Annotated in this window: 15 protein-coding genes; 6 read left to right on the forward strand and 9 right to left on the reverse strand. The window is 65.3% G+C overall.

Translation table 11 applies throughout. The features are described from left to right. Nucleotides 1–176 precede the first annotated feature (176 nt). Nucleotides 177–503, forward strand: a complete 327-nt coding sequence (locus tag ACFPMG_RS29005) for a hypothetical protein (protein ID WP_376998694.1) — start codon at nt 177–179, stop codon at nt 501–503. A 217-nt stretch (nt 504–720) separates the two neighbouring features. Here ACFPMG_RS29005 and lipA read toward each other — a convergent pair whose 3' ends face one another. The 7 genes from lipA to ACFPMG_RS29040 form a co-directional block, all read right to left on the reverse strand. Continuing rightward, nucleotides 721–1,638: a lipoyl synthase gene (gene lipA, locus ACFPMG_RS29010; RefSeq protein WP_376998696.1), complete on the reverse strand. Its 918-nt coding sequence runs from the start codon at nt 1,636–1,638 to the stop codon at nt 721–723. Nucleotides 1,639–1,819: 181 nt separating this feature from the next. Continuing rightward, nucleotides 1,820–2,605, reverse strand: coding sequence for an SDR family NAD(P)-dependent oxidoreductase (locus ACFPMG_RS29015; RefSeq protein WP_376998698.1), 786 nt, complete (start codon nt 2,603–2,605; stop codon nt 1,820–1,822). Nucleotides 2,606–2,665: 60 nt separating this feature from the next. Further along, nucleotides 2,666–3,799: an acetoin dehydrogenase dihydrolipoyllysine-residue acetyltransferase subunit gene (locus ACFPMG_RS29020; RefSeq protein WP_376998700.1), complete on the reverse strand. Its 1,134-nt coding sequence runs from the start codon at nt 3,797–3,799 to the stop codon at nt 2,666–2,668. Nucleotides 3,800–3,817: 18 nt separating this feature from the next. Next, nucleotides 3,818–4,849, reverse strand: coding sequence for an alpha-ketoacid dehydrogenase subunit beta (locus ACFPMG_RS29025; protein WP_038529182.1), 1,032 nt, complete (start codon nt 4,847–4,849; stop codon nt 3,818–3,820). A 41-nt stretch (nt 4,850–4,890) separates the two neighbouring features. Further along, on the reverse strand, nt 4,891–5,874 hold the full coding sequence (locus ACFPMG_RS29030; protein ID WP_376998703.1) for a thiamine pyrophosphate-dependent dehydrogenase E1 component subunit alpha: 984 nt from the start codon (nt 5,872–5,874) through the stop codon (nt 4,891–4,893). Between the two features lie 55 nt (nt 5,875–5,929). Beyond that, a complete protein-coding gene (locus ACFPMG_RS29035) occupies nt 5,930–6,988 on the reverse strand; it encodes an ATP-NAD kinase family protein (RefSeq protein ID WP_376998705.1) in 1,059 nt (352 codons plus the stop codon). 175 nt (nt 6,989–7,163) lie between these two features. Further along, complete coding sequence (locus tag ACFPMG_RS29040; RefSeq protein ID WP_376998707.1) at nt 7,164–9,098, reverse strand: sigma-54-dependent Fis family transcriptional regulator; 1,935 nt, start codon at nt 9,096–9,098, stop codon at nt 7,164–7,166. Nucleotides 9,099–9,634: 536 nt separating this feature from the next. Here ACFPMG_RS29040 and ACFPMG_RS29045 point away from each other — a divergent pair. Further along, a complete protein-coding gene (locus tag ACFPMG_RS29045) occupies nt 9,635–11,593 on the forward strand; it encodes a hybrid sensor histidine kinase/response regulator (RefSeq protein WP_376998709.1) in 1,959 nt (652 codons plus the stop codon). Nucleotides 11,594–12,018: 425 nt separating this feature from the next. Next, nucleotides 12,019–13,680, forward strand: coding sequence for a sensor histidine kinase (locus tag ACFPMG_RS29050; protein WP_376998711.1), 1,662 nt, complete (start codon nt 12,019–12,021; stop codon nt 13,678–13,680). A gap of 37 nt (nt 13,681–13,717) precedes the next feature. Here the strand turns inward: ACFPMG_RS29050 and ACFPMG_RS29055 are convergent, their stop codons facing one another. Next, the gene (locus ACFPMG_RS29055) at nt 13,718–14,890 is read right to left on the reverse strand and encodes an HD-GYP domain-containing protein (RefSeq protein WP_376998725.1); all 1,173 of its coding nucleotides are present in this window, start codon (nt 14,888–14,890) and stop codon (nt 13,718–13,720) included. A 388-nt stretch (nt 14,891–15,278) separates the two neighbouring features. Continuing rightward, entirely contained in the window at nt 15,279–18,473 is a 3,195-nt protein-coding gene (locus ACFPMG_RS29060; RefSeq protein WP_376998713.1) for a PAS domain-containing protein, read from the reverse strand. 188 nt (nt 18,474–18,661) lie between these two features. Between ACFPMG_RS29060 and ACFPMG_RS29065 the strand changes: the two genes are divergently transcribed. The 3 genes from ACFPMG_RS29065 to ACFPMG_RS29075 form a co-directional block, all read left to right on the forward strand. Further along, nucleotides 18,662–18,853: a hypothetical protein gene (locus tag ACFPMG_RS29065; protein ID WP_376998715.1), complete on the forward strand. Its 192-nt coding sequence runs from the start codon at nt 18,662–18,664 to the stop codon at nt 18,851–18,853. A gap of 767 nt (nt 18,854–19,620) precedes the next feature. After that, nucleotides 19,621–19,851 (forward strand): hypothetical protein, encoded by a 231-nt coding sequence (locus ACFPMG_RS29070; protein WP_376998717.1) that lies wholly within the window; start codon nt 19,621–19,623, stop codon nt 19,849–19,851. A gap of 120 nt (nt 19,852–19,971) precedes the next feature. Continuing rightward, on the forward strand, nt 19,972–20,086 hold a 115-nt coding region (locus ACFPMG_RS29075), incomplete at its 3' end, for a CoA transferase (RefSeq protein WP_143271937.1).

The following is a 20,086-nucleotide window of genomic DNA, read 5'->3' on the forward strand; positions in this document are numbered from 1 at the left end:
GGCCACGATGGTGGTGTCGCCGCAACGGTCACGCTTCCGGCCTGATTTTCTTCTGCTCGATTGTTCTTGGAGGACGCGCTCGCGAACACCGGACGGCAATAAGGAGGCGTGCGCTCACCTCACCTGAAAAATGCCCCACTTCAATGGAGAGGGGCGCAGACGTGAGGGAGGCGGACATGGCTTTGTTGATCATTCTTTTTGACCGGCCCGCCGACCTCGATGGGAGCGGATACCGGGAGCGCTCGCGGAATTGGATCGCCGAACTGACAAGACTGGACGGTTTTGTCGAGTTCTCGGCGCAATGGAACGCGCTGCGCATGTCCCCCAACACGATGGTGCTGATCAGGCTCTCCTCCCCGGAGGCGGCGATCAGGGCGATTTCGGATCCGGCGCTTGCGCTCATGTTCGACGACATGAGAGCGCACGGCTGCCACAACATCATGGCGCACCCATTCAAGAACTCCGATCTCATTCCGGCACCGATCATAAAAGAAGTGCATTGAGCGCGCACCAAAGCCGCTCCATGACCGGTCCATGGCCGCACCGACAGCCTTGCCCTTCGTCAGCCTCCTTACAGATCGTGACGGCGTTTGGGCGCCGTTCCGTACATGACCCGAAGGCTCCTCTCCCGATAGCGGGTGGATCGAACCGTTCCTGGGCCGCACGCTGGTTTGGTCATTCTGCGTCGGGCGTTCGACCTGCGCAGCGATCCGGCCGTCATCACCGTCCTGTCGGGAACGGCTGCCCTGCGCTTCGCACCAGCGCCGCGAAGTCCTGTTCGGCGTGGTACGAAGAGCGGGTCAGCGGGCTTGCCGAAACCATCCGGAAGCCCTTGGCCCGCGCCACGCGTTCGTATTCGGCGAACTCCCCCGGCGGGGCGTAGCGCGCCACCGGGTGGTGGCCCGGCGTGGGCCGCAGATACTGGCCGATGGTCAGGAAATCGACGCCCGCCACCCGCAGGTCGTCCATGACCTGAAGCACCTCGGTGCGCTCCTCGCCAAGGCCCAGCATGATGCCGGACTTGGTGAAGATCTCCGGGCGCCGGTTCTTCACCCGGTCGAGAAGACGCAACGAGTGATAGTAGCGCGCCCCCGGCCGCACCATCGCGTACAGGCGCGGCACGGTTTCCAGGTTGTGGTTGAAGACGTCCGGCCGGGCATCGGCGACGGTCTCGATGGCTCCCGTCTTGTTGCGGAAGTCGGGGGTCAGGATCTCGATCGTCGTCGCGGGCGAGACGGCGCGGACCCGTTCGATGCAACGCACGAACTGCCGGGCGCCGCCGTCCGGCAGGTCGTCGCGGTCCACCGAGGTGATGACCACATGGCGCAAGCCGAGGTCCAGAACCGCCTCGGCCAGCCGGTCCGGTTCCTGCGGGTCGAGCGCGTCGGGCCGTCCGGTCGCCACGTTGCAGAAGGCGCAGGCCCGCGTGCACACGCTGCCCAGGATCATCACCGTTGCGTGCCGCCTGCTCCAGCATTCGCCGATGTTGGGACAGGCGGCCTCCTCGCAGACCGTGTGCAGGGCATGCCGGCGGACGAGGGCGCGGGTGTCCTCATGGGCACCGCTGGACGGTGCGCGGGCTCGAAGCCATGCCGGCTTTTCGGCCTGATGAACCAGCGCAGCGGGTGACGCGGGCATGGCCGTCACTCCGCCGCGACGGCCGGGGCCGCCGGTTGCACGATGATCTTCACGTTCCGGTCCTTGTTGTGGACCAGTTCCTCGAACCCGCGCGCGACGATCATGTTCGTTTCCTCCAATTCTGTCGTTGCCAATTTTGCCGTTGAACGGTGAGCGTCGGCTCGAAACCGCCGGGTCGCGGTCAGGCGAAGACCATCCCGCCGTCGACCAGCAAGGATTGGCCGGTCATGAAGTCGGAATCGGACGAGGCGAGGAAGCGCGCCACCCCCACCAGATCCTCCGCCGTCGACGGACGGCCCAGCACGGCGCCGGCCGCGAAATGGTTGAACGCCTCGTCCTCGGCCGTCGTCAGGCCGGTGTCGCGGAAGCCCTTGTCGATGATCTTCCACATCTCCGTCGCGACGACGCCGGGGCAGATCGCGTTGGCGGTGATCTTCTCCTTGCCGAAGGCGCGCGCCGCCGCCTGGGTCAGGGCGACCACCGCGAACTTGCTGGCCGAGTAGTGGGCGAGCGGTTCGTACCCCTGCTTGCCGGCGATGGAGGCGGTGTTGATGATCTTTCCGCCCTCGCCTTGCGCACGGAAGGTCTTGATCGCCTCCTGCATGCCGATCAGCACGCCCAACGCGTTGACGTCGGTGACGAAACGCCAGTCCTCCTCCGTGATGTCGAGGAAGGGCTTGGTCTGGGCGACGCCCGCGTTGTTGAAGAGGACGTCGAGGCGCCCGAAAGAACTGACAGCCGTGTCGATCATGTGGCGGACCGCGGCGCGGTCGCGGACGTCCACCGTGACCGCGACGGCGTCGCCACCCGTCGCGCGGATGGACTCCGCCACCGTCCGCGCATCCTCCTCCGTGCGATCGGCGATGATCAGCCGCGCGCCGTCGGCGGCGAGCGCGCGGGCGATGGTGGCGCCGATCCCGCGGCCGGCGCCGGTGACGATGATGCTCTTGTCCTTGAGGGTGGGCATGGTGGGTCTCCAAGGGCCGGCCCGGGGGAAAACCGCAGGCCGGCCGCACGGGTGGAACGATCAGGCGTTTTTCGTGACGTGGTCCTTGAGGAGGGCGTTCACCTTGCCGGCCGCCTCCATCTGCACCATGTGGCCGGCGTCCGGGACCACCTCGACCCGCGCGGCGGAGCCCAGCGCCGTGGCGTGGGCGGCGGGGATGACGCGATCCTCGGCGCCCCACACGACCAGCGTCGGCACCTTCGCGGCCCCGACCGCCTCGCCGAGAAGGGCCGTCTGCTCCCCGTTCACGAACATCGAGGACGCGATGGCCCGAAGCGCACCGTCCACGCCGTCCAGCCGCTTGTACTTCAGCAGGTCGTCGGTCATCTGGCGGCTGACGAGCCCGGTGTCGGCGAACAGGGTCTCCAGCACCGGCTTCAGGTCGCGGCGCGAGGTCGCGCCGATGAAGCCCGCGATGTAGTCCTGGTTGATCTCGCGCCCCAAACCGGCCGAGCAGATCAGCGACAGCGACGCCACCCGCTCCGGCGCGTCGAGCGCCATGTGCATGGACACGGCACCGCCCATCGAATGGCCGACCAGATGCGCGGCCCCGATGCCCACCGCGTCCATGAAGTCCCGCACCGCCCTCGACAGGCCGGTCAGCGTCGGGTCGGGCAGCGTCTTGGCGGACTGGCCGTGCCCCGGCAGATCCAGCGCGTAGACCGTGGCGCCCTCCGCCAGGGCGTCGATGGTGAACAGCCAGTTGTCGAGGTCGCCGCCGAAGCCATGGACCAGCAGCACGGTCGTCGGGCCGTCGCCGCGCTTGGCGTAGCGGATGGTGCCCACCGCCGTCTCGGCGAACTCGTAGCGCGGGCCGGCATCCGCCCCGTCCTCCTCGCCGTCGGCGGCGGGGACCGCGTAGCCGGCGATGAAGGCGTCGATGTCGCTGTCCGGCACGTCGGGTTCGGCCAGCACGGCGATCAGCGCCTTCACCGGGTAGACGGTGCCGGGCTCGCCCAGCACCCGGCGCAGGACGCCGGTCTCGCCGGCCTCGACCACGTTGGTGATCTTGTCGGTCTCGACCTCCAGCAGGTCGTCGCCCAGGTTGACGGTGGCCCCCGGCTGCTTCAGCCAGCCGGTGACCTTGCCCTCCGACATGGACAGGCCCCACTTGGGCATGACGATGGGCTTGATGCGCTCGTTGAGAGTGGTCATGAAAAAGCGGCTCCGGGATCAGGCGGCGAGGGTGCTGCGGGGAGAGGGGGCCATCGTGCGGCGGACGGCGGCGGCGACGGCCTCGGCGCTGGGGATGTAAAGGTCCTCCAGCGAGGGCGAGAAGGGCACCGGCGTGTGCGGCGGCGTCACCATCTGGATGCCGGCCTTCAGCGCGCCGAAGGCGTTCTGCGCCACGAAGGCCGAAATGTCGGTGGCGAGGTTGCAGCGCGGGTGCGCCTCGTCCACCACGACCAGCCGGCCGGTGCGCTCCACGCTGTCGATGATGGTGTCCCAGTCGATGGGCGACAGGGTGCGCAGGTCGATCACCTCCGCCTCCACCTTGTCCTTGGCGAGCGCGTCCGCGGCCTCCATGGCGCGGTGGACGGTCAGGCCGTAGCTGACGATGGTGACGTGATCGCCGTCGCGGAGCACGTTCGCCTCGCCGAAGGGGATGGCGTAGGATTCCGCCGGCACCTCGGTCTCATGACCGTAGAGGTTCTTGTGCTCGCAGAAGATGACCGGGTCGTTGTCGCGGATCGACTGGATCAGCAGGCCCTTGGCGTCGTAGGCGTTCGACGGGCAGACGACCTTCAGCCCGGGAATGTGGGTGAACAGCGGGGTGAGCATCTGCGAATGCTGGGCCGCCGCGCGGAAGCCCGCGCCGACCATGCCACGGATCACCACCGGCGTCTCCGCCTTGCCCCCGAACATGTAGCGGAACTTGGCCGCCTGATTGAAGATCTGGTCGAAGCAGACGCCCATGAAGTCCATGAACATCAGCTCCGCGACCGGGCGCATGCCGCAGGCGGCGGCGCCGATGGCCGCGCCGATGTAGGCGGATTCCGACAGGGGCGTGTCCAGCAGGCGGTCGCCGTGCTTGGCGAACAGGCCCTTGGTGACGCCCAGCACGCCGCCCCAGGCGTCGTCCTCGCCGGGCGCGCCGGTGCCGCCGACGATGTCCTCGCCCATGAGGATGACGGTCGGGTCGCGGCGCATTTCGAGGTCCAACGCCTCGTTGATCGCCGTCTTCATGCTGATTTTGCGGGACATGGTGTTTCCTCCGGTGAAGGCCGTTTTTTGGCGTGGGCCGCTCAGTAGGCGACGTAGACGTCTTTCAGCAGGTCGGCGGCGACGGGCAACGGGGCCGCCTTGGCGCAGCGCACGGCGTCCTCGATCAGCGCGTTCACCTCGCGGTCGATGGATTCCAGCTCGGCGGGGGCGACGGTGCCGGTCTCCGTCAGGCGCTGGGCAAGCAGCTTGATGCAGTCGCGGTTGGCGCGCAGGCTCTCCACCTCGCCCTTGGCGCGGTAGGTCTGGGCGTCGCCTTCGAAATGGCCGTAGAAGCGGACCATGTTGCATTCCAGCAGCGCCGGGCCGCCGCCTTCGCGGGCGCGCCGGATGATTTCGCCGGCCGCCTCGTGCACCGCGAAGAAATCGGTGCCGTCCACCGTCACGCCGGGCAGGCCGAAGCCGGTGGCGCGGTCGATGTAGCTGTCGCAGGAGACCGCCCACTCCATGGCGGTGGATTCGGCATAGCCGTTGTTCTCCACCACGAAGACGACCGGCAGGTTCCACACCGCCGCGAGGTTCATGCTCTCCAGGAAGGTGCCCTGGTTCGACGCGCCGTCGCCGACGAAGGTGATGCCGACCCCGCCGTCGCCCCGGAACTTGGCGGCCAGCGCCGCCCCGCAGATCAACGGCGCGCCGGCGCCCAGGATGCCGTTGGCGCCCATCATGCCCTTCGACAGGTCGGCGATGTGCATCGACCCGCCCTTGCCTCGGCAGGCGCCGGTGGACCGGCCGTAGATCTCCGCCATCATCTCGTGGACATCGACGCCCTTGGCGATGCAATGACCGTGGCCGCGATGGGTCGAGGCGATGCGGTCGTTGTCGTTCAGGTGCATCATGATGCCGGTGGCGCAAGCCTCCTCACCGGCGTAAAGGTGCACGAAGCCCGGAATGTCGCCCTTGGCGAAGTCGATGTGCAGGCGCTCCTCGAACTCGCGGATGGTCCGCATGGTCCGGTAGGCTTGCAGCAGGTCCGCTTTGTCGAGTGGATAAGGATTGTTGGTCACGGACGTTTCTCCCCTGTCAGGTTTTTCAAAGGCAGGTTTTTCAAAGGCGGTCTTTTCAGAGTTCGGCCGTGACCGGCGCCGGAGCGCCGGTCAGTAGCCTGTATTGGGCGGCGTGCTGCATGCAGCCGCCCACGTTCACGGTGCGGAAGGCGTCGTCCCGGAGCGTCAGGGACACGCGGTCTTGCGCCGAGAAGGCGATTTCCCGCTCGCCGTCGAGCGCGATGGAGCCGGCCTTCGCCTCCGGCACGAAGGGCACGCCGGCCGGCATGCGGCGCCAATCAGCGACGCCGACCGAGGCCATCAGCCCCGGCGCGATGGGCGCGCGCAGCACCGTCATGCCGGACGCCGCCGTGTTGGACGCCGGTGTGCCGAGACGCACCATCAGCCCGCCGCTCTCCTCCCGCGTCACGGGCTCCAGCAGGCCGGCGATGGCCGACATGCCGATGACCTCCGGGTCGGCGAAGGTGACGAACAGCTCGCGGAAGCTGTCCGGCTTCCACAGGGCGCGGGCCCCGACATAACGCTCGGTCACCAGGGCGACGTCGACCAGCGCGATCTCCTCCACCCGGCCGTTGAGCGACACGTCGATGCGCTTGTTCGCCGCGAAGGCGATGTCCGCGGGCACCTGCCCGGTCACGGCCAAGCCGGTCGCCAGCCCGGTGATGGTCGGCTCGCGGTGTTCGGGAAAGGCGTTGTTGGTGCCGGTGGAGATGCCGGCCACGGGCACCGCCCCGCAGTGCGCCACCACGGCGCGGTGCGTGCCGTCGCCGCCCAGCACGACGATGGCCGCGACTCCCGCCCGGCGCATCTCGTCCGCCGCCCGATGGGTGTCGGCGACGGTGCCGGTGACCGGCATGGGCAGCGGGTGAATGGCGGGATAGGGCGCCTCGCCGTGCGCCGCCGCCCGTGACAGCCCGCGCGCCACATGACGCCCGATGCCGCCATGCTCCGGCATCATCAGGACGTCGGCGACCCCGCAGGCACGCAGCGCGGCCAGAACGCGCAGGACGATGTTGGCGCGATCCGTGATCTGGAGGTTCGCCGCGTTCGCGACGACCCGGCGGATGTCGCGTGCGGATACTGGATTGGCAATGATGCCGATGACCGGTGCCACGCCCCCTCCCCTTCGCTTCGATGTTTTGAAGGGGTGTATGGCAAGAGCCGTGCCAAATGTGCGTACGGCTGACTATCGTTGTTCTGCAACAGTTTACGCGACGAGTGGCGGTGTTCCGGTCACCTCACCTGTTGCATGACCTGTTGCAGGGGCGTTGCAACAGGTGTTGCATGCCTCAATCCAGCCGGTGCGGCGGGACGATGCCGAAACGGCGCATCTGGCGGTGGATGGTCGAGCGGTCCACGCCCATGTCCCGCGCCGCTGCCGACACGTTCCAGTGCAGGCGGCGCAGCACCTCGCGCAGGCGGATGGCGGGGTCGGCGCTGTCCGGGGCGGGAGTCGGAGCGCTGGCCGGCCACGCCTCGAACACGCCGCTGCGCTGCACGGGGTCGGGGATGTCCATCAGTTCGATCAGCCCGTCGGTGCAGACGGCGCAGGCGTAGTCGAGTGCGTTCACCAGCTCGCGCACGTTGCCGGGCCAGCCATGGGCGCGCAGGGCTGCCAGCGCCGGGGCGGCGATGGTGTAGCCGATGCCGTCCCGCTCCGTCCGCTCGGCCAGCAGCCGGTCGATCAGCCAGTCGAGGTCGCCGCGCTGGCGCAGCGGCGGCACGGTGAACACCGCGCCGTTGAGACGGAAATACAGGTCGTCGCGGAACGTCCCGGCCGTGATCAGTTCGACCAGATCGCGGTGGGTCGCGGCAATGACGCGCACGTCCACCGACACCGCCTTGGTGCGGCCGATGGGGGTGACCTCCCGCTCCGCCAGGACGCGCAGCAGGCGTGTCTGCGAGGACAGCGGCATGTCGCCGATCTCGTCCAGGAACAGCGTGCCGCCGTCCGCCTCCAGGATCAGCCCTTTCTTGCCCCGCGACGTGGCTCCGGTGAAGGAGCCGGGCTCATAACCGAACAACTCGCTCTCGATCAGCGCCTCCGGCAGCGCGGCGCAGTTCACGGCGACGAAGGGCTTGGCCGCGCGCACGCTCGACCGGTGCAGGGCCTTGGCGAGGTGTTCCTTGCCGGTGCCGGTCTCGCCGTGGATCAGCAGGCTCATCCGCGTGTTCACCAGCTTCGCCGCGCGCGTCAGCACCGCTTTCAGCGCCGGGTCACCGCCGCACATCGCCTGGAGCGGTTTGGGCAGGCTTCCCTCGTCCCCTTTGCGTGGACGCGGGACGGCGATGGCCGGCGGCGGCATCGCTTGCGCGAACAGGGGTGTCCCACTGCGCCGCAGATGGAGGGTGCGCTGGTCGGTGGGCAGAGAACGGACGAACCGCACCAGGTCGTCCACCTGGCAGTCGAACAGGTCGGGGAAGGATCGTCCGATGAGATCCTCCCGGCCCTCCCCCTCCCCGGCCAGCAGTTGCCACGCGCGGTGATTGAAACCGATGATCCGCCCGGCGCCGTCCAGCGCGATCACGAAGTCCGGATCGACTTCCGCGAACTCCTGGGAGGCGGAGAGCTTGACCACCCACTCCCGGCGGAAATTGTTGTAGAGGTTGGCGTTTTCGATCTTGTGCGCGTAAGCCTTGACCAGCTGGAGGGCCAGATACTGGCTGATCTTGGGCTCCGGCGAACGGAGCGCGGAGATGTCCAGCACCGCCGCAAGCCCGCCGCCGCTGTGGAACACCGGAGCCGCCGTGCAGGTGAGGGGGATGTGGGTCGCGTCGAAATGGTCCGTCTGGTGGACGGTCAACGCCTCGCCCGTGGCGATGCAGGTGCCGACCGCGCAGGTGCCGGCCCGGCCCTCGTTCCAGTCCGCGCCGAGATAGAGGCCGGTCCGGCGCAGGTCGTCGTCCGACGCCCGGTCGCCGATGAAGTCGACGGTGACGCCGTTGCTGTCGGTCAGCAGCAGGGCGTAGCCCATGCCGGCCACCTGATGATACAGCGCCTCCAGCCCGAAGCGGGCCATGCGCAGGAACTCGTCCATCGCGTCGCGGTGCAGGCACAGACGCTCGTGCGGCAGGATGTAGGCCTCGCGCCGGACGGTCGGATCCAGCTTGTGATCGGCCACGCACCGGCGCCAGGATGCGGTGATGATGGCGTCGCGCTTCGACGCGATCCCTTCCGAGACGCGGACCAATTCGTTGATGTGCGCCGCTTTGGCGTTCTCCATCAGCGTATCCTCCCTGGAGCGCAATCGCTCTGATCTGGTCAGCCAAATCGGAGCAATATATCAAACGCATCGTCGCACAGGCAATTTGTGCAATAGTATTGCCGGCACCTGCACCGCGGCCCGGCAATGAGCCCCCCGGCTGGGCCTGTTCAAGCGGCCGAGGGCAGCTTGGCCACGGACATCTGCCCACCCAGGCGCGCGCACCGGCACCCCATCGGGCTTACGTCGTTGTTCCTTGTCCATCTCGAAAGCCTCCGGTTGCGGCGCAATCCACCGCAGCGGGGTGTCTCATCGAACCGTGCCGCGTCCCATTTTTCTCCTCGCTGCAACACGTTGCCCTGCGTTGCAAGTCGGTCGGTGCAAGTCGGTCGGCGCAAGTCGGTCGATGCCCAAGCGGTGTGCGCCCTTGCGGCTTGGTGCGAGTTGCGCGCAACCCTGAGTTTCCCAAAGGAGGCTGGCGTTGAGTGACGTCGGCAACAGCGATAATATGGCCGTCATCGTTCGACGTCCTGCGGAGAATCTTAGTGGAGAGTGAGTTGCCGACCGGCGTTGGCGGGGAGCCACTGTCGGGCGAGCGGCGATTCGAACTGCTCGTCAACAGCGTCCACGATTACGCCATCTACATGCTCGACCCACACGGAATCGTGACCAGCTGGAATCCGGGTGTCCAGCGGTTCAAGGGATACACGGCCGCGGAAATCATCGGCCAGCATTTCTCACGCTTCTACACCGATGACGATCAGCGTGCCGGAGTGCCGCAGCGGGCGCTCTCCATCGCCTCGATCGAAGGAAAATTCGAGGCGGAAGGTTGGCGGGTTCGCAAGGACGGCACGCGCTTCTGGGCGCACGTCATCATCGACCCCATCCGTGACGACGCCGGGAAGCTGATCGGGTTTGCCAAGATCACGCGCGACGTCACCGAGCGCAAGCAGGCGCAGGAGGCTCTGCAACAGAGCGAGGCACGCTTTCGCCTGCTGGTCCAGGGGGTGATCGACTACGCGATCTTCATGCTCGATACGACCGGGCATGTCACGAACTGGAATTCCGGTGCCCAGCGCATGAAGGGCTACACGGCCGAGGAGATCATCGGAGAGCATTTCTCCCGCTTCTACACCGCCGAGGATCGGGCCGCCGGCGTCCCGATCAAGGGGTTGCACACCGCTGAGCAAACCGGAAAATTCGAAACCGAAGGCTGGCGGCTCCGTAAGGATGGCACGCGCTTCTGGGCCAGCGTCGTCATCGACGCGATCCGGGATGACAACGGGCGCCTTGTCGGTTTTGCCAAAGTCACCCGCGACATCACCGAACGCAAGCTGGCGCAGGAAGCGTTGGAAGAAACCCGCGCAGCGCTCTTCCAGGCGCAGAAGATGGAAGCCGTGGGCCAACTGACCGGCGGCATCGCGCACGACTTCAACAATTTGCTTCAGGCCATCGGCGGCAGTCTGGAGACCATCCAACGGCGGCTCGTGACGGGGCGCGGCGACATCGAGGCGTATGTGACCGCCGCCAGAACCTCGGTTGATCGGGCGAAGACTCTGACACAGAGGCTGCTCGCCTTTTCCCGCCGACAACCGCTTCAACCCGAGCGCACCGACCTGAAGACGCTGGTGGATGGACTGCGGGACCTGATCGAACGTTCGGTCGGCGAAGCGATCCGGGTCGAGACACGGCTGGCTCCTGGGCTGTGGCCAATCTGGGCGGACGCCAATCAGGTCGAGGCTGCGCTGCTGAACCTGGCCATCAACGCCCGCGATGCAATGCCCCATGGCGGACAACTCACCATTCAGGGCGTCAACATCCATCTGGATGCGGCCGCGGCGGCTTCGGAGGCCGGAGTGCAGCCCGGAGACTACACACTGCTTGAGGTGGCCGACACCGGCACCGGTATGCCGCCGGACGTTCTCGACCGTGCCTTCGAACCGTTCTTCACGACGAAGCCGCTTGGTCAAGGAACAGGTCTGGGGTTGAGTCAGATCTATGGCTTTGCCCGTCAGTCGGGTGGGTATGTCCGAATCGACAGCGACGTGGGGCATGGAACCTCCGTGAAGCTGTACCTGCCTCGCTCTCACGAAGCGGAACAGCTCGGTTCCCTCCCTGTGGAGGTCCCCGATCAGCCGCAGCAGCCGGTGCCGGGAACCGTGCTGGTGGTGGAGGACGAACCGATTGTCCGCATGCTGCTTGTGGAAGCGCTCCGGGAGCAGGGGGCGACGGTCTTGGAGGCCGAGGATGGAAACGAAGCCTTGACCATCCTCAACTCCCCGGTGGGGATCGACCTTCTGGTCACGGATGTCGGCTTGCCGGGCATCACCGGACAACGGGTTGCGGAAACAGCCCGGTCATTGCGGCCGGACCTGAAAGTCATATTTTTTACTGGCTACGCCTGCAATGCCGTCATGGACAAGGAACTGCTGGCACCACATACACGACTTCTCAGCAAGCCCGTTGCCATTGACCAATTCCTCGCCCAGGTGAATGCAATGTTGTGCAGCGGCTGAAAATTCTTTGACTTACCCCATTCCGGCTCAGTCGAAATCCTGTTCCATCAGGTCGCAGTTGAAGTGGGGGTGGCCTCGACGAAGCGGATCGCCACGATCTGGTGGCCGTGCGGCGGCGCCATGCTCCCTAAACGATCAGGGACGCACAACGGACAAATCACCATTCCACGGTGCCACAGGAAAGCAGCCGCATGGACGGTGCATCGTGATGTTCACCAGGGGAACGATGCCGTCCCCTTCAGCGCTGTCGGCTCTGTCGCGGCGTTTTCGCAATGGCGGAGAGCGGGGAGTCCCCGACCTCTTTCACCAACGATGTCGGAAGCGCAGTTATCGCGGCGAGCGGAATGGCTGAGCGGAGGCGAGCAGGCGACGCTCAGGGCCATCATCCTCGCCGGCCCCGATCCGAGACGGCACGGCTGCGTGGAATGGACCTTGCCGATCCTGTGCGCCGATCCTGTGCGCCGATCCTGAGCGCGGTGATCGCCGAACGCTTCGCCAAGACGCTGCATCCGGACAGCCTGCCGCGCATCGTGCGCCGGTTGGCCCTGTCGAAGCAGAACGAGAGCCTCCGCCAGCAATTGGCTCCGTGCTGCAATGGCGATTCAACCCTCCGCCAATTCAACCGGTTCCAGCAATTTCCCCGGAACCGGGCCGACCTCCAAAGGTTGCGATCGCACAGGCATCGGCCGCCGACGGCGCTGCAGTTCCTGCTGCGGAAGCGGCTTCCATGCGCTATATTTCGGTCTACGAAGCGCTCGTCCGCTTCTTCACGCCAAGGACTGTTGGCGTGGCGAACCGCCTGGGAACCGTGGCTGATGCCCGCTGCCGACACCGATGCCCTGCAACCGCCCGCCCTGCGCGATGCCGACCATCTGACGGCGATCGTCGATCTCAACGAACGCCTGTTCTTTGCCCGTGATCTGCCGGCCGTGGTTTCCATCCTCCGGACGGCCGCGCGCCGCCTGACCGGCGCCGACGGCGTCACCATCGTGCTGCGCGACGGCGACCTGTGCCATTACGTCGAGGAGGACGCGATCAGCCCGCTGTGGAAAGGACAGCGGTTTCCCATGGGCACCTGCATCTCGGGCTGGGCCATGCTGACCGGGCAACCCGCGGTCATTCCGGACATCTACGCCGATCCGCGCATTCCACACGAAGCCTATCGCCCCACCTTCGTGCGAAGCCTCGTCATGGTGCCGGTCGGCGCGCCCGATCCCATCGCCGCCATCGGCGCCTACTGGGCGACGCGGCACACGCCTGACACGGGCACAGTCACCCTCCTGCTGGCGATCGCCCGATCGGCGGCCCTGGCGCTGTCCAACGTCCGCCTGCTTGAATCGTTGCAGGAGGCGGCCGAAGCCGCACGGACCCAGGCCAAGGAACTGGCGCGGGCCAACGCGGCGCGCACCCGGCTCCTTGCGACGTTGAGCCATGACCTGCGCCAACCGGTCCATGCCCTGACCCTCGCCACCCACGCCCTGTCATCCCGGGTCACAGCCCGCGGTGAAATCTACGTGTCGACGATGAAGCACTGCCTGGGCGTGGTGAAGCGACTGATGGACGGCGTACAGGATCTGGTGCGGATGGACGACGGCACGATCGCCGTCCGGATGGAAGACGTCCCGTTGGACGATCTGATGACGCACGCCACGGCGACGTTCCAGCTGGCCGCCGAAGCCAAGGGGCTCGACTGGCGCCTGGAAGGAAGCGGCGGCGGGCTGACGGTGCGCACGGACCGGCTGCTTGCGTCGCGCATCCTCCACAACCTCGTCGACAACGCCATCAAATACACCGACCGCGGTGAAATCCGGATCGTGTGCCGCACCGCCGATGGCAGGGCGTGGGTCGACGTCTCCGATACCGGCCGAGGCATCCCGGAGAGTTCCCTGGCCGACATTTTCGAAGAATTCTACCGCATCGAAGCCGGAGATGACGTCGTTGGCCTGGGCCTGGGCCTGTTCATCGTGAAGACGCTGACGAATCACCTCGGCTATCCGATCATGGTGGAGTCCCGCCCAGGGGCGGGAACAACGATCAGCGTCGCCCTGCCATTGGCTGGTTCTGTCGCATCGCCCATGGGCGGGTGATCGAGAGCCCTCGCCCGAGGGAGCACCGTGGCCGGTGTCAGCGTCCGGCCACGAGCACGCTCGAGCGGGTATCGCGGAACTGCTGCTGGATGGCCGCGATGGCGCTCATGTCCGTGAGCAGCGCCGCGACGCAGTCCGGATCGAACTTCCGGCCCGCCTGCTCCTGGAGGAAAGCCGCCGCGGCCTCGTTCGTCCACGCTCCCTTGTAGGGACGCTCCGACGTCAGCGCGTCGAACACGTCGGCGACCGCGACAATGCGGGCTTCCAGCGGAATGGCCACGCCGGAAAGGCCGTTCGGATAGCCGGAGCCGTCAAAGGCCTCATGGTGACAGGCCACCACATTGCGCAAAATGGCGGCGTGCGGCAGGGCGCCAAGGCCGTGGTCGTGAATCATCGCGTTGATGATGTCCAAGCCCTTGGTCACATGCGTTTTCATGACCTCGAACTCGTCCGGCGACAGCTTGCCGGGCTTGAGCAGGATGCTGTCCGGCACCGCCACCTTACCGACATCGTGCAGGGGGGCGTACTGGAGAACATATTCGATGAACTCGTCCGAAAGCCCGTGCTTCGATGCGATTCCCGCCGCGACAAGCTGGGCGTAGCGGCTCATGCGGTTGAGATGAGCACCGGTCTCCTCGTCACGGTAGTGGCTGACCTCGAGGGCCGTGTGCACGGCCGCCAGCATGGCGCGCGTGCTGGTCATCTCCGACGCGACGAGCACGCCGATGACCCGCCGATACGGCAGCAGTGCCGACACGATGGGGTCGGTGAAGAATCCCACCTTCCTTGAGTTCAAGAAAAGGAAGCCATACAGATCGCCCTGCCAGTGAATACGGCTCACGTAGCGTGAACGGAAACCCTGCTTGAGCAACCGGCCTCCCGGGCCGCTGGAACCGGGGGCGGACGTCATCGCATTGTCAATCCACGGACGGCCCGTCTCGGCGACCGCCTGCAGAAGAGGATAATCGCACAACCTGCCGGAGAGTGGATCGAGAGGCCGTGGGCCGACGTTGCTGTGGACGAACGTCCGGACCCGCTCACCCCTGGCATCGTAGGTCGCCACGGCGATCCGGTGCAGATGCTCCAGTCCGGGCCATTCGCGGATCTCCTCATGCAACGACTGGAGCCGTTCCTCAAGGCCTCCACTCTGCTCCATCCAAGGATCTTCGCCGAACCCGCAGGCGAGACTGCCTGCTCCCACTTGCCGCACCTGGTTCAAAGAACATCTCCTGGATGGTGTAAGCTATAAGGAAACTATTCGCCAAGCCAGCAATGGGTATATCGCGCTATCTTTTCACTGCATGCGGGTGAAGGGTTGCCGGAAGACGGGGAACTTCATGGAACGACCGTCACCTTCGAGGGCATTCGTTGGCGTTGATTTGCGTCAAATCCCTCAACAAATATGTGCAGAGGGTTATGAAACCGGACCAGAAGTTGAAGGCTGGGTTCCGTTGTTACCAGAAGGCGCTTGGCGGCACGATCGATGGGCATGCCCTTGCCGTGCTCAAACCGAAGGCGTTTCCACAGCGGCGTGTTGCGACCAGGACGGCCTTTGCTGAACCCGATGCGGATCGAACCAACTCAGCGATGAGGCCGGGTCAACTGCCGAGAAGCTCCTGCACGGCGGCAAGGAGTTGATTGGAGGCGACGGGTTTGCGGAGGAATGTCACGCCGAGATCCGTGGCGGCGCGTTCGCTGTCCGGCCCCATATCGCCGGTCAGAATGATGCCGGGTATCGGATGGCCAGCCTGTTTGCGGATTGTGGCGACGGCGTCCGTTCCAACGTCGCCTCCTCGCAGCCGATAATCCGCGACGACGAGGTCCGGCGCACGCGCCATGCCTTGCAGACCGTCGAGTGCCTGCGCCGCGGATCCGGCGATGACGACCTCGTAGCCCCACTCCATGAACAATGTCCGCAACCCGGTGAGCACGATCGCGTCGTCATCGATCAGAACAGCCAAGCGCCTTTGCCCGTCGGCCGTCACAACCGGCTTCGGCCGGGGTGGACTGGTCCCCGCGGCGCCCGCAAGGGGGACGTCGACCGCAAAGGTCGATCCACGCCCCGGTTCGGAGCGCACGGTCACCGGGTGATCAAGCAGCTGGGAGAGCCGCTGCACGATGGCCAACCCCAGACCCAATCCTTGACTCCGGTCGCGCTCCGGGTTGTTGACCTGATGGAACTCTTCGAACACGCGGCCCAACTGCTCGGCGGATATGCCGATTCCACTGTCGTGGACCTGGATGCTCACGCGGTCGGGAACGATGTCGCAGACGACCCGCACATAGCCTTCAGAAGTGTAGCGCAAAGCATTCTCGACCAGATTGCGCACTATGCGACCGAGCAGCACCGGATCGCTTCGCACCGCCAGAGCTGGTCCGGGGTCGGTGACATGGAGTTCCAGACCCTTGCTCGCCGCGATCAGCGAGTAAGCGACGCGTATCTCATCCAGCAGCGACGCAAGGGGGACGTCACGGACTTGAGGCGCAATCGTTCCGACATCCAGGCGGGAAACATCGAGCAGGCTGTCGAGCAGAGCCTTCAACGTGTCCAAGGCACGCTCCAGCGCCATCAGCGACCTGCGGCTCCGGTCCTCGCGGACATGAGACTGCAAAACGCCGGCGAACAGCAAAGCCGACTGGAGCGGTTGCCGCAAATCATGGCTGGCGGCGGCCAGGAATCTGGACTTGGACTGGTTGGCTTCATCGGCCTGGGTCTTGGCATCCCGCAGAGCCTGCTCCATCGCCCGACGCTCGGTGACGTCCATGTTCATGCCGCTCAGGCGAACCGGGCGACCGCTGCCATCATGTTCCGCCCGCCCCACTCCCAGCAACCAGCAGACCCCCTTTTCCGGATGCGCGATGCGAAACTCCGCCTGGTAATCCGGCCGCCTGCCTTCGAGCACGTCCTGCACGGCCTGCCGCAACACCGGGTGATCGTCCGCAACAACCAAGTCGTAGAACGCGGCTTCACTGGGTTGGAAGGTCGTCGGATCGACGCCCAACAGACGGTACATGCCGTCCGACCAGGTTACGACGCCAGTGCGGAGATCGAGATCCCACAGACCGGCGTTTGCGGCGTTCAAGGCAATGGCGAGATTCCGTTCGCTCCGCTGCAAGGCCGCCTCCACGGACTTGCGCTCGGTGATGTCAACGTTCAGGCCGCTCATGCGCAACGGCGTGCCGTCCGTGTCGTAGTGGACACGCCCGGTGGATAACACCCATCGGACCGCCCCATCCGGGAGCATGATGCGGTATTCCAGTGCGAGATAAGGCTTCCGCTCGCCGAAGAGCTGCGCCTGAGCCGCGGCCGTGATGGTTTCGACATCGTCCGGTCTCACTGTACGGAGCCAGGACTCCAAGCAGGGAGCATCGCTCTCCGGGTCCAAGCCGAACAGGCGATAACTGCCCTCCGACCAATGCCCGCGCCCGGTGCGCAAATCCCAATCGAAACTGCCGGCCTGAGCGGACTGCAGGGCCAAGCTCAGGCGCTCGTTGCTTGCCCGAAGCTCGTCTTCGGCCACCGTCCGCCGGGAAACATCCAACAGATGGACGGTCAGGCCCCTCGGGGTGGGAAACGCTCGGAGCCAGAACCAGCGGCCGGTCTGCGGACCGCGGAATTCGACGTCCACCGGAACCCGTTCCGTCATGGCCCTATGCAACTCATCCGCCAACTGGCCTTCGGCGAGTTCGGGAAAGGCGTCCCACAGCCGCACGCCGAGCAGGTCGCGGCCTTGAGCGATCAGGGTCCTGGCCATGTCGTTGAGTTCAAGGAACCGCCATTCCCGATCGAACTCGATGACGCCGTCCACGGTGTTGGCCAGCAACACGCTGACTTTGCGGGCGGAGTGTTGGGCCTCTTCGCGCACTCTCAGGAAGCGGCGCACACCCCACAGGGCGCCAAGGCCCGTGGCCAGGAGCAGTCCGAGAAAGACGGCCACGGTCCAGAAGGTTGCGGTGTGGATGGGACGCATCGCCGTCGCTTTGTCGAGCCCGACGTGCAGATACAGGCCCTGGGCACCCGACACTGCTGGCGAGTAGGCGAACACCCGTGGCCGACCGTCCATCCCCGTCAATTCGACCACACCTTTGGTCGTCTCGCGCAACAAAGGACCGAACGGTTCCGGCAACACGCGGCCGGCCAGTTCCGGCGCCTCGGGGATGGTTGCCAGAACCGTTCCGTCACGGTCGGCGACAAGGACACAGGTGTTGTCCGGCAGGGAGTCCTGCGTGAGCGACTCCCGCAGCCAGGCGGTGTCCAGAAGTGTCGCAATCACTCCATGAAAGCGTCCATCCTCCCGGCGATGGGCACGAGCGAACGGAATGGCGGGTTGCCCTGTGATCGGCGACCGCATGTACTGGCCTGTGACGATGTCGGCGGTGCTCGCCGCGTCTTGGAGGAGCCGGTTTGCAATCGTCTGCTCCGTCGACATGGGATCTGTTGAACACCACACGGCACCGTTTGCATCGGAGATTTGCATTGCCATGTAGCTTGGATAGTTGGCCCTGATCCGAGACATGACCTCTTGGCAGGCCGTAGCGTCCATGCGCCCCACCCCCGCTTCGGTGAGAGCGAACAGGATGTGATGAATGTCCTGTATGATTCGTCGTTGTTCCGCATCCACGAAGTCGAGAAAGTGGCTGGCATCCTGTCGAAGCTCGGCCTCACGGGCCGTATGAAGCTGCATGATCGGAAAAAGCTCGAACGTCAGCAACGGAGCAGCGATGAGCAGGAGGAAAGGCAGCAGGCGGTTGGCGTTTTTACGAGGCGCTCGCTTCCGTAAGGACTTCAGCAATTCCTGTCTCCAAGGGCCACCTTTGCCTTCCCTGGAGCATTATACAATAATACGGCGGTATGTAATCAGATAAAAACGCTGCCTCCCGAAGGATAGGCATCGGCATATGCCTTGAGTCAGATCCATCAGTCCTGGACAGAGCCATTTCGACTGCTTTTCTACACTGTATCCCGAGGAATGCCTCCCGAATGAAATCAACCTCCACTCCCGCAAGCTCGCAGAACTTTTTTGAGCAGTTGTTTTGCTTTCCAGCGCTGGATTGTATTTCCACGGCGCAGCACCATCTCGGCGTAATTTTTCGCCATGGAGGAAAAACACAGAATGCCTTCTTTTTGGGCAGCTTCGTCGGTGCATGCATACTGAGCCTGGCGGAGGCATAAGTAAGCGGTCCGGCACCCATCGAGCGCTATGCTTGGAGGAAAATCGACCATCGTACCGAGCCTCATAGAAGCAATATTGAACAAATTTTGCGCAAGATAACCAGGACGGTGGCGAGCGATTCAGCGTGGTTCGGGTTTTCAGATGAATGACCCCATGATCGCTACCTCTTGAGCTGCGATGTTGGCCATCGCCTTGCCGCGAGCCGCCTGTTATGAGCGTCACCACAATCGGCTAAGGGCAGGTCGCCGCCATTCCCATCAACACCATTCCGGTGCCGTCGGCCTCCATCGAAGACCTGTTCCGCGTGATCGCCTGACGACGCCGTTACCGCGGTCCCGGATGCCCACTATCCGATGTGCGGCATCGATGCGGATGAATCCATGCAGGTTCTCCCTCAGTGCCATTGCCACGACAGCGGACAACGGCTTTCCCTCCCATTTCAAAGAAGAGTTCCCTGTTCCTATGACCAGCGCCTTGGGCACGGAGCCTGAAGCACTATGTCCGCGAGACTGCTTGAGTTCGGTTCGAGCCCAAATGCACGCCAACGCCGAAACGGGGGCTTCGGAAGACGGGGTGCGCCTCAGGCCCAATCGGGCCGATTCATCGCCCCAAAATTCTTCTTGACCTCAAGCGAGCTTGAGGTTTTAGCCTGATCTCATTGGATCTGGCATGCCAGAGCGGATTGCAGCACGGACCGCGAAAGGCAGCGATCCCCAACGCACCAAGGGAGGCGTGTGTGATCTCTCCGACATCCGTCAATTGGACCATGCTCAACACGCTGCGTGCCATGCCGGGTCCCGAGGCCCCGACACCTCCGGTCTCGCTGCTGGCCATCACCAAGGCGGCAAGCTTGAAGCCGGCCGCTGTGAGGCCGGCACTCTGCGAATTGGTCAGGCAGGGTTTTGCCCAGGAGTACGCAACACAGTGCGGCAAGCAATATGCGAGAACGGAAAAAGGTGATCAGCGAATATTGGAAATAAAGGGCTGGCTTCGGTAGCCGTGCAGAGGCCCGCGGGGATCAACCACCCGCGCCTTCCACTCCTGCTCGCTTCAATGACGAACGGTTTGGTCACGCCGCCAGGCTCCGTATGCCTGCGGCTCAACAGGGAGAGACGGCATGGGCAAGGCACTCGAAGGCGTGCGGGTTCTGGACTTCACCCATGTTCAGTCGGGTCCGACCTGCACGCAGCTTCTGGCGTGGTTCGGCGCCGACGTCATCAAGGTCGAGCGTC

It is taken from the genome of Azospirillum himalayense (genome assembly GCF_042657465.1).
Taxonomy (GTDB): Bacteria; Pseudomonadota; Alphaproteobacteria; order Azospirillales; family Azospirillaceae; genus Azospirillum; species Azospirillum himalayense.

Bases quoted from the DNA above. Each gene is read 5' to 3' on its own strand.
- lipA (WP_376998696.1), bottom strand. From the start codon at position 1,638: ATGCCCGCGTCACCCGCTGCGCTGGTTCATCAGGCCGAAAAGCCGGCA.
- ACFPMG_RS29005 (WP_376998694.1), top strand. From the start codon at position 177: ATGGCTTTGTTGATCATTCTTTTTGACCGGCCCGCCGACCTCGATGGG.
- ACFPMG_RS29070 (WP_376998717.1), top strand. From the start codon at position 19,621: ATGCTCAACACGCTGCGTGCCATGCCGGGTCCCGAGGCCCCGACACCT.
- ACFPMG_RS29040 (WP_376998707.1), bottom strand. From the start codon at position 9,098: ATGGAGAACGCCAAAGCGGCGCACATCAACGAATTGGTCCGCGTCTCG.
- ACFPMG_RS29015 (WP_376998698.1), bottom strand. From the start codon at position 2,605: ATGCCCACCCTCAAGGACAAGAGCATCATCGTCACCGGCGCCGGCCGC.
- ACFPMG_RS29065 (WP_376998715.1), top strand. From the start codon at position 18,662: ATGAAATCAACCTCCACTCCCGCAAGCTCGCAGAACTTTTTTGAGCAG.
- ACFPMG_RS29050 (WP_376998711.1), top strand. From the start codon at position 12,019: ATGGACCTTGCCGATCCTGTGCGCCGATCCTGTGCGCCGATCCTGAGC.
- ACFPMG_RS29025 (WP_038529182.1), bottom strand. From the start codon at position 4,849: ATGTCCCGCAAAATCAGCATGAAGACGGCGATCAACGAGGCGTTGGAC.
- ACFPMG_RS29020 (WP_376998700.1), bottom strand. From the start codon at position 3,799: ATGACCACTCTCAACGAGCGCATCAAGCCCATCGTCATGCCCAAGTGG.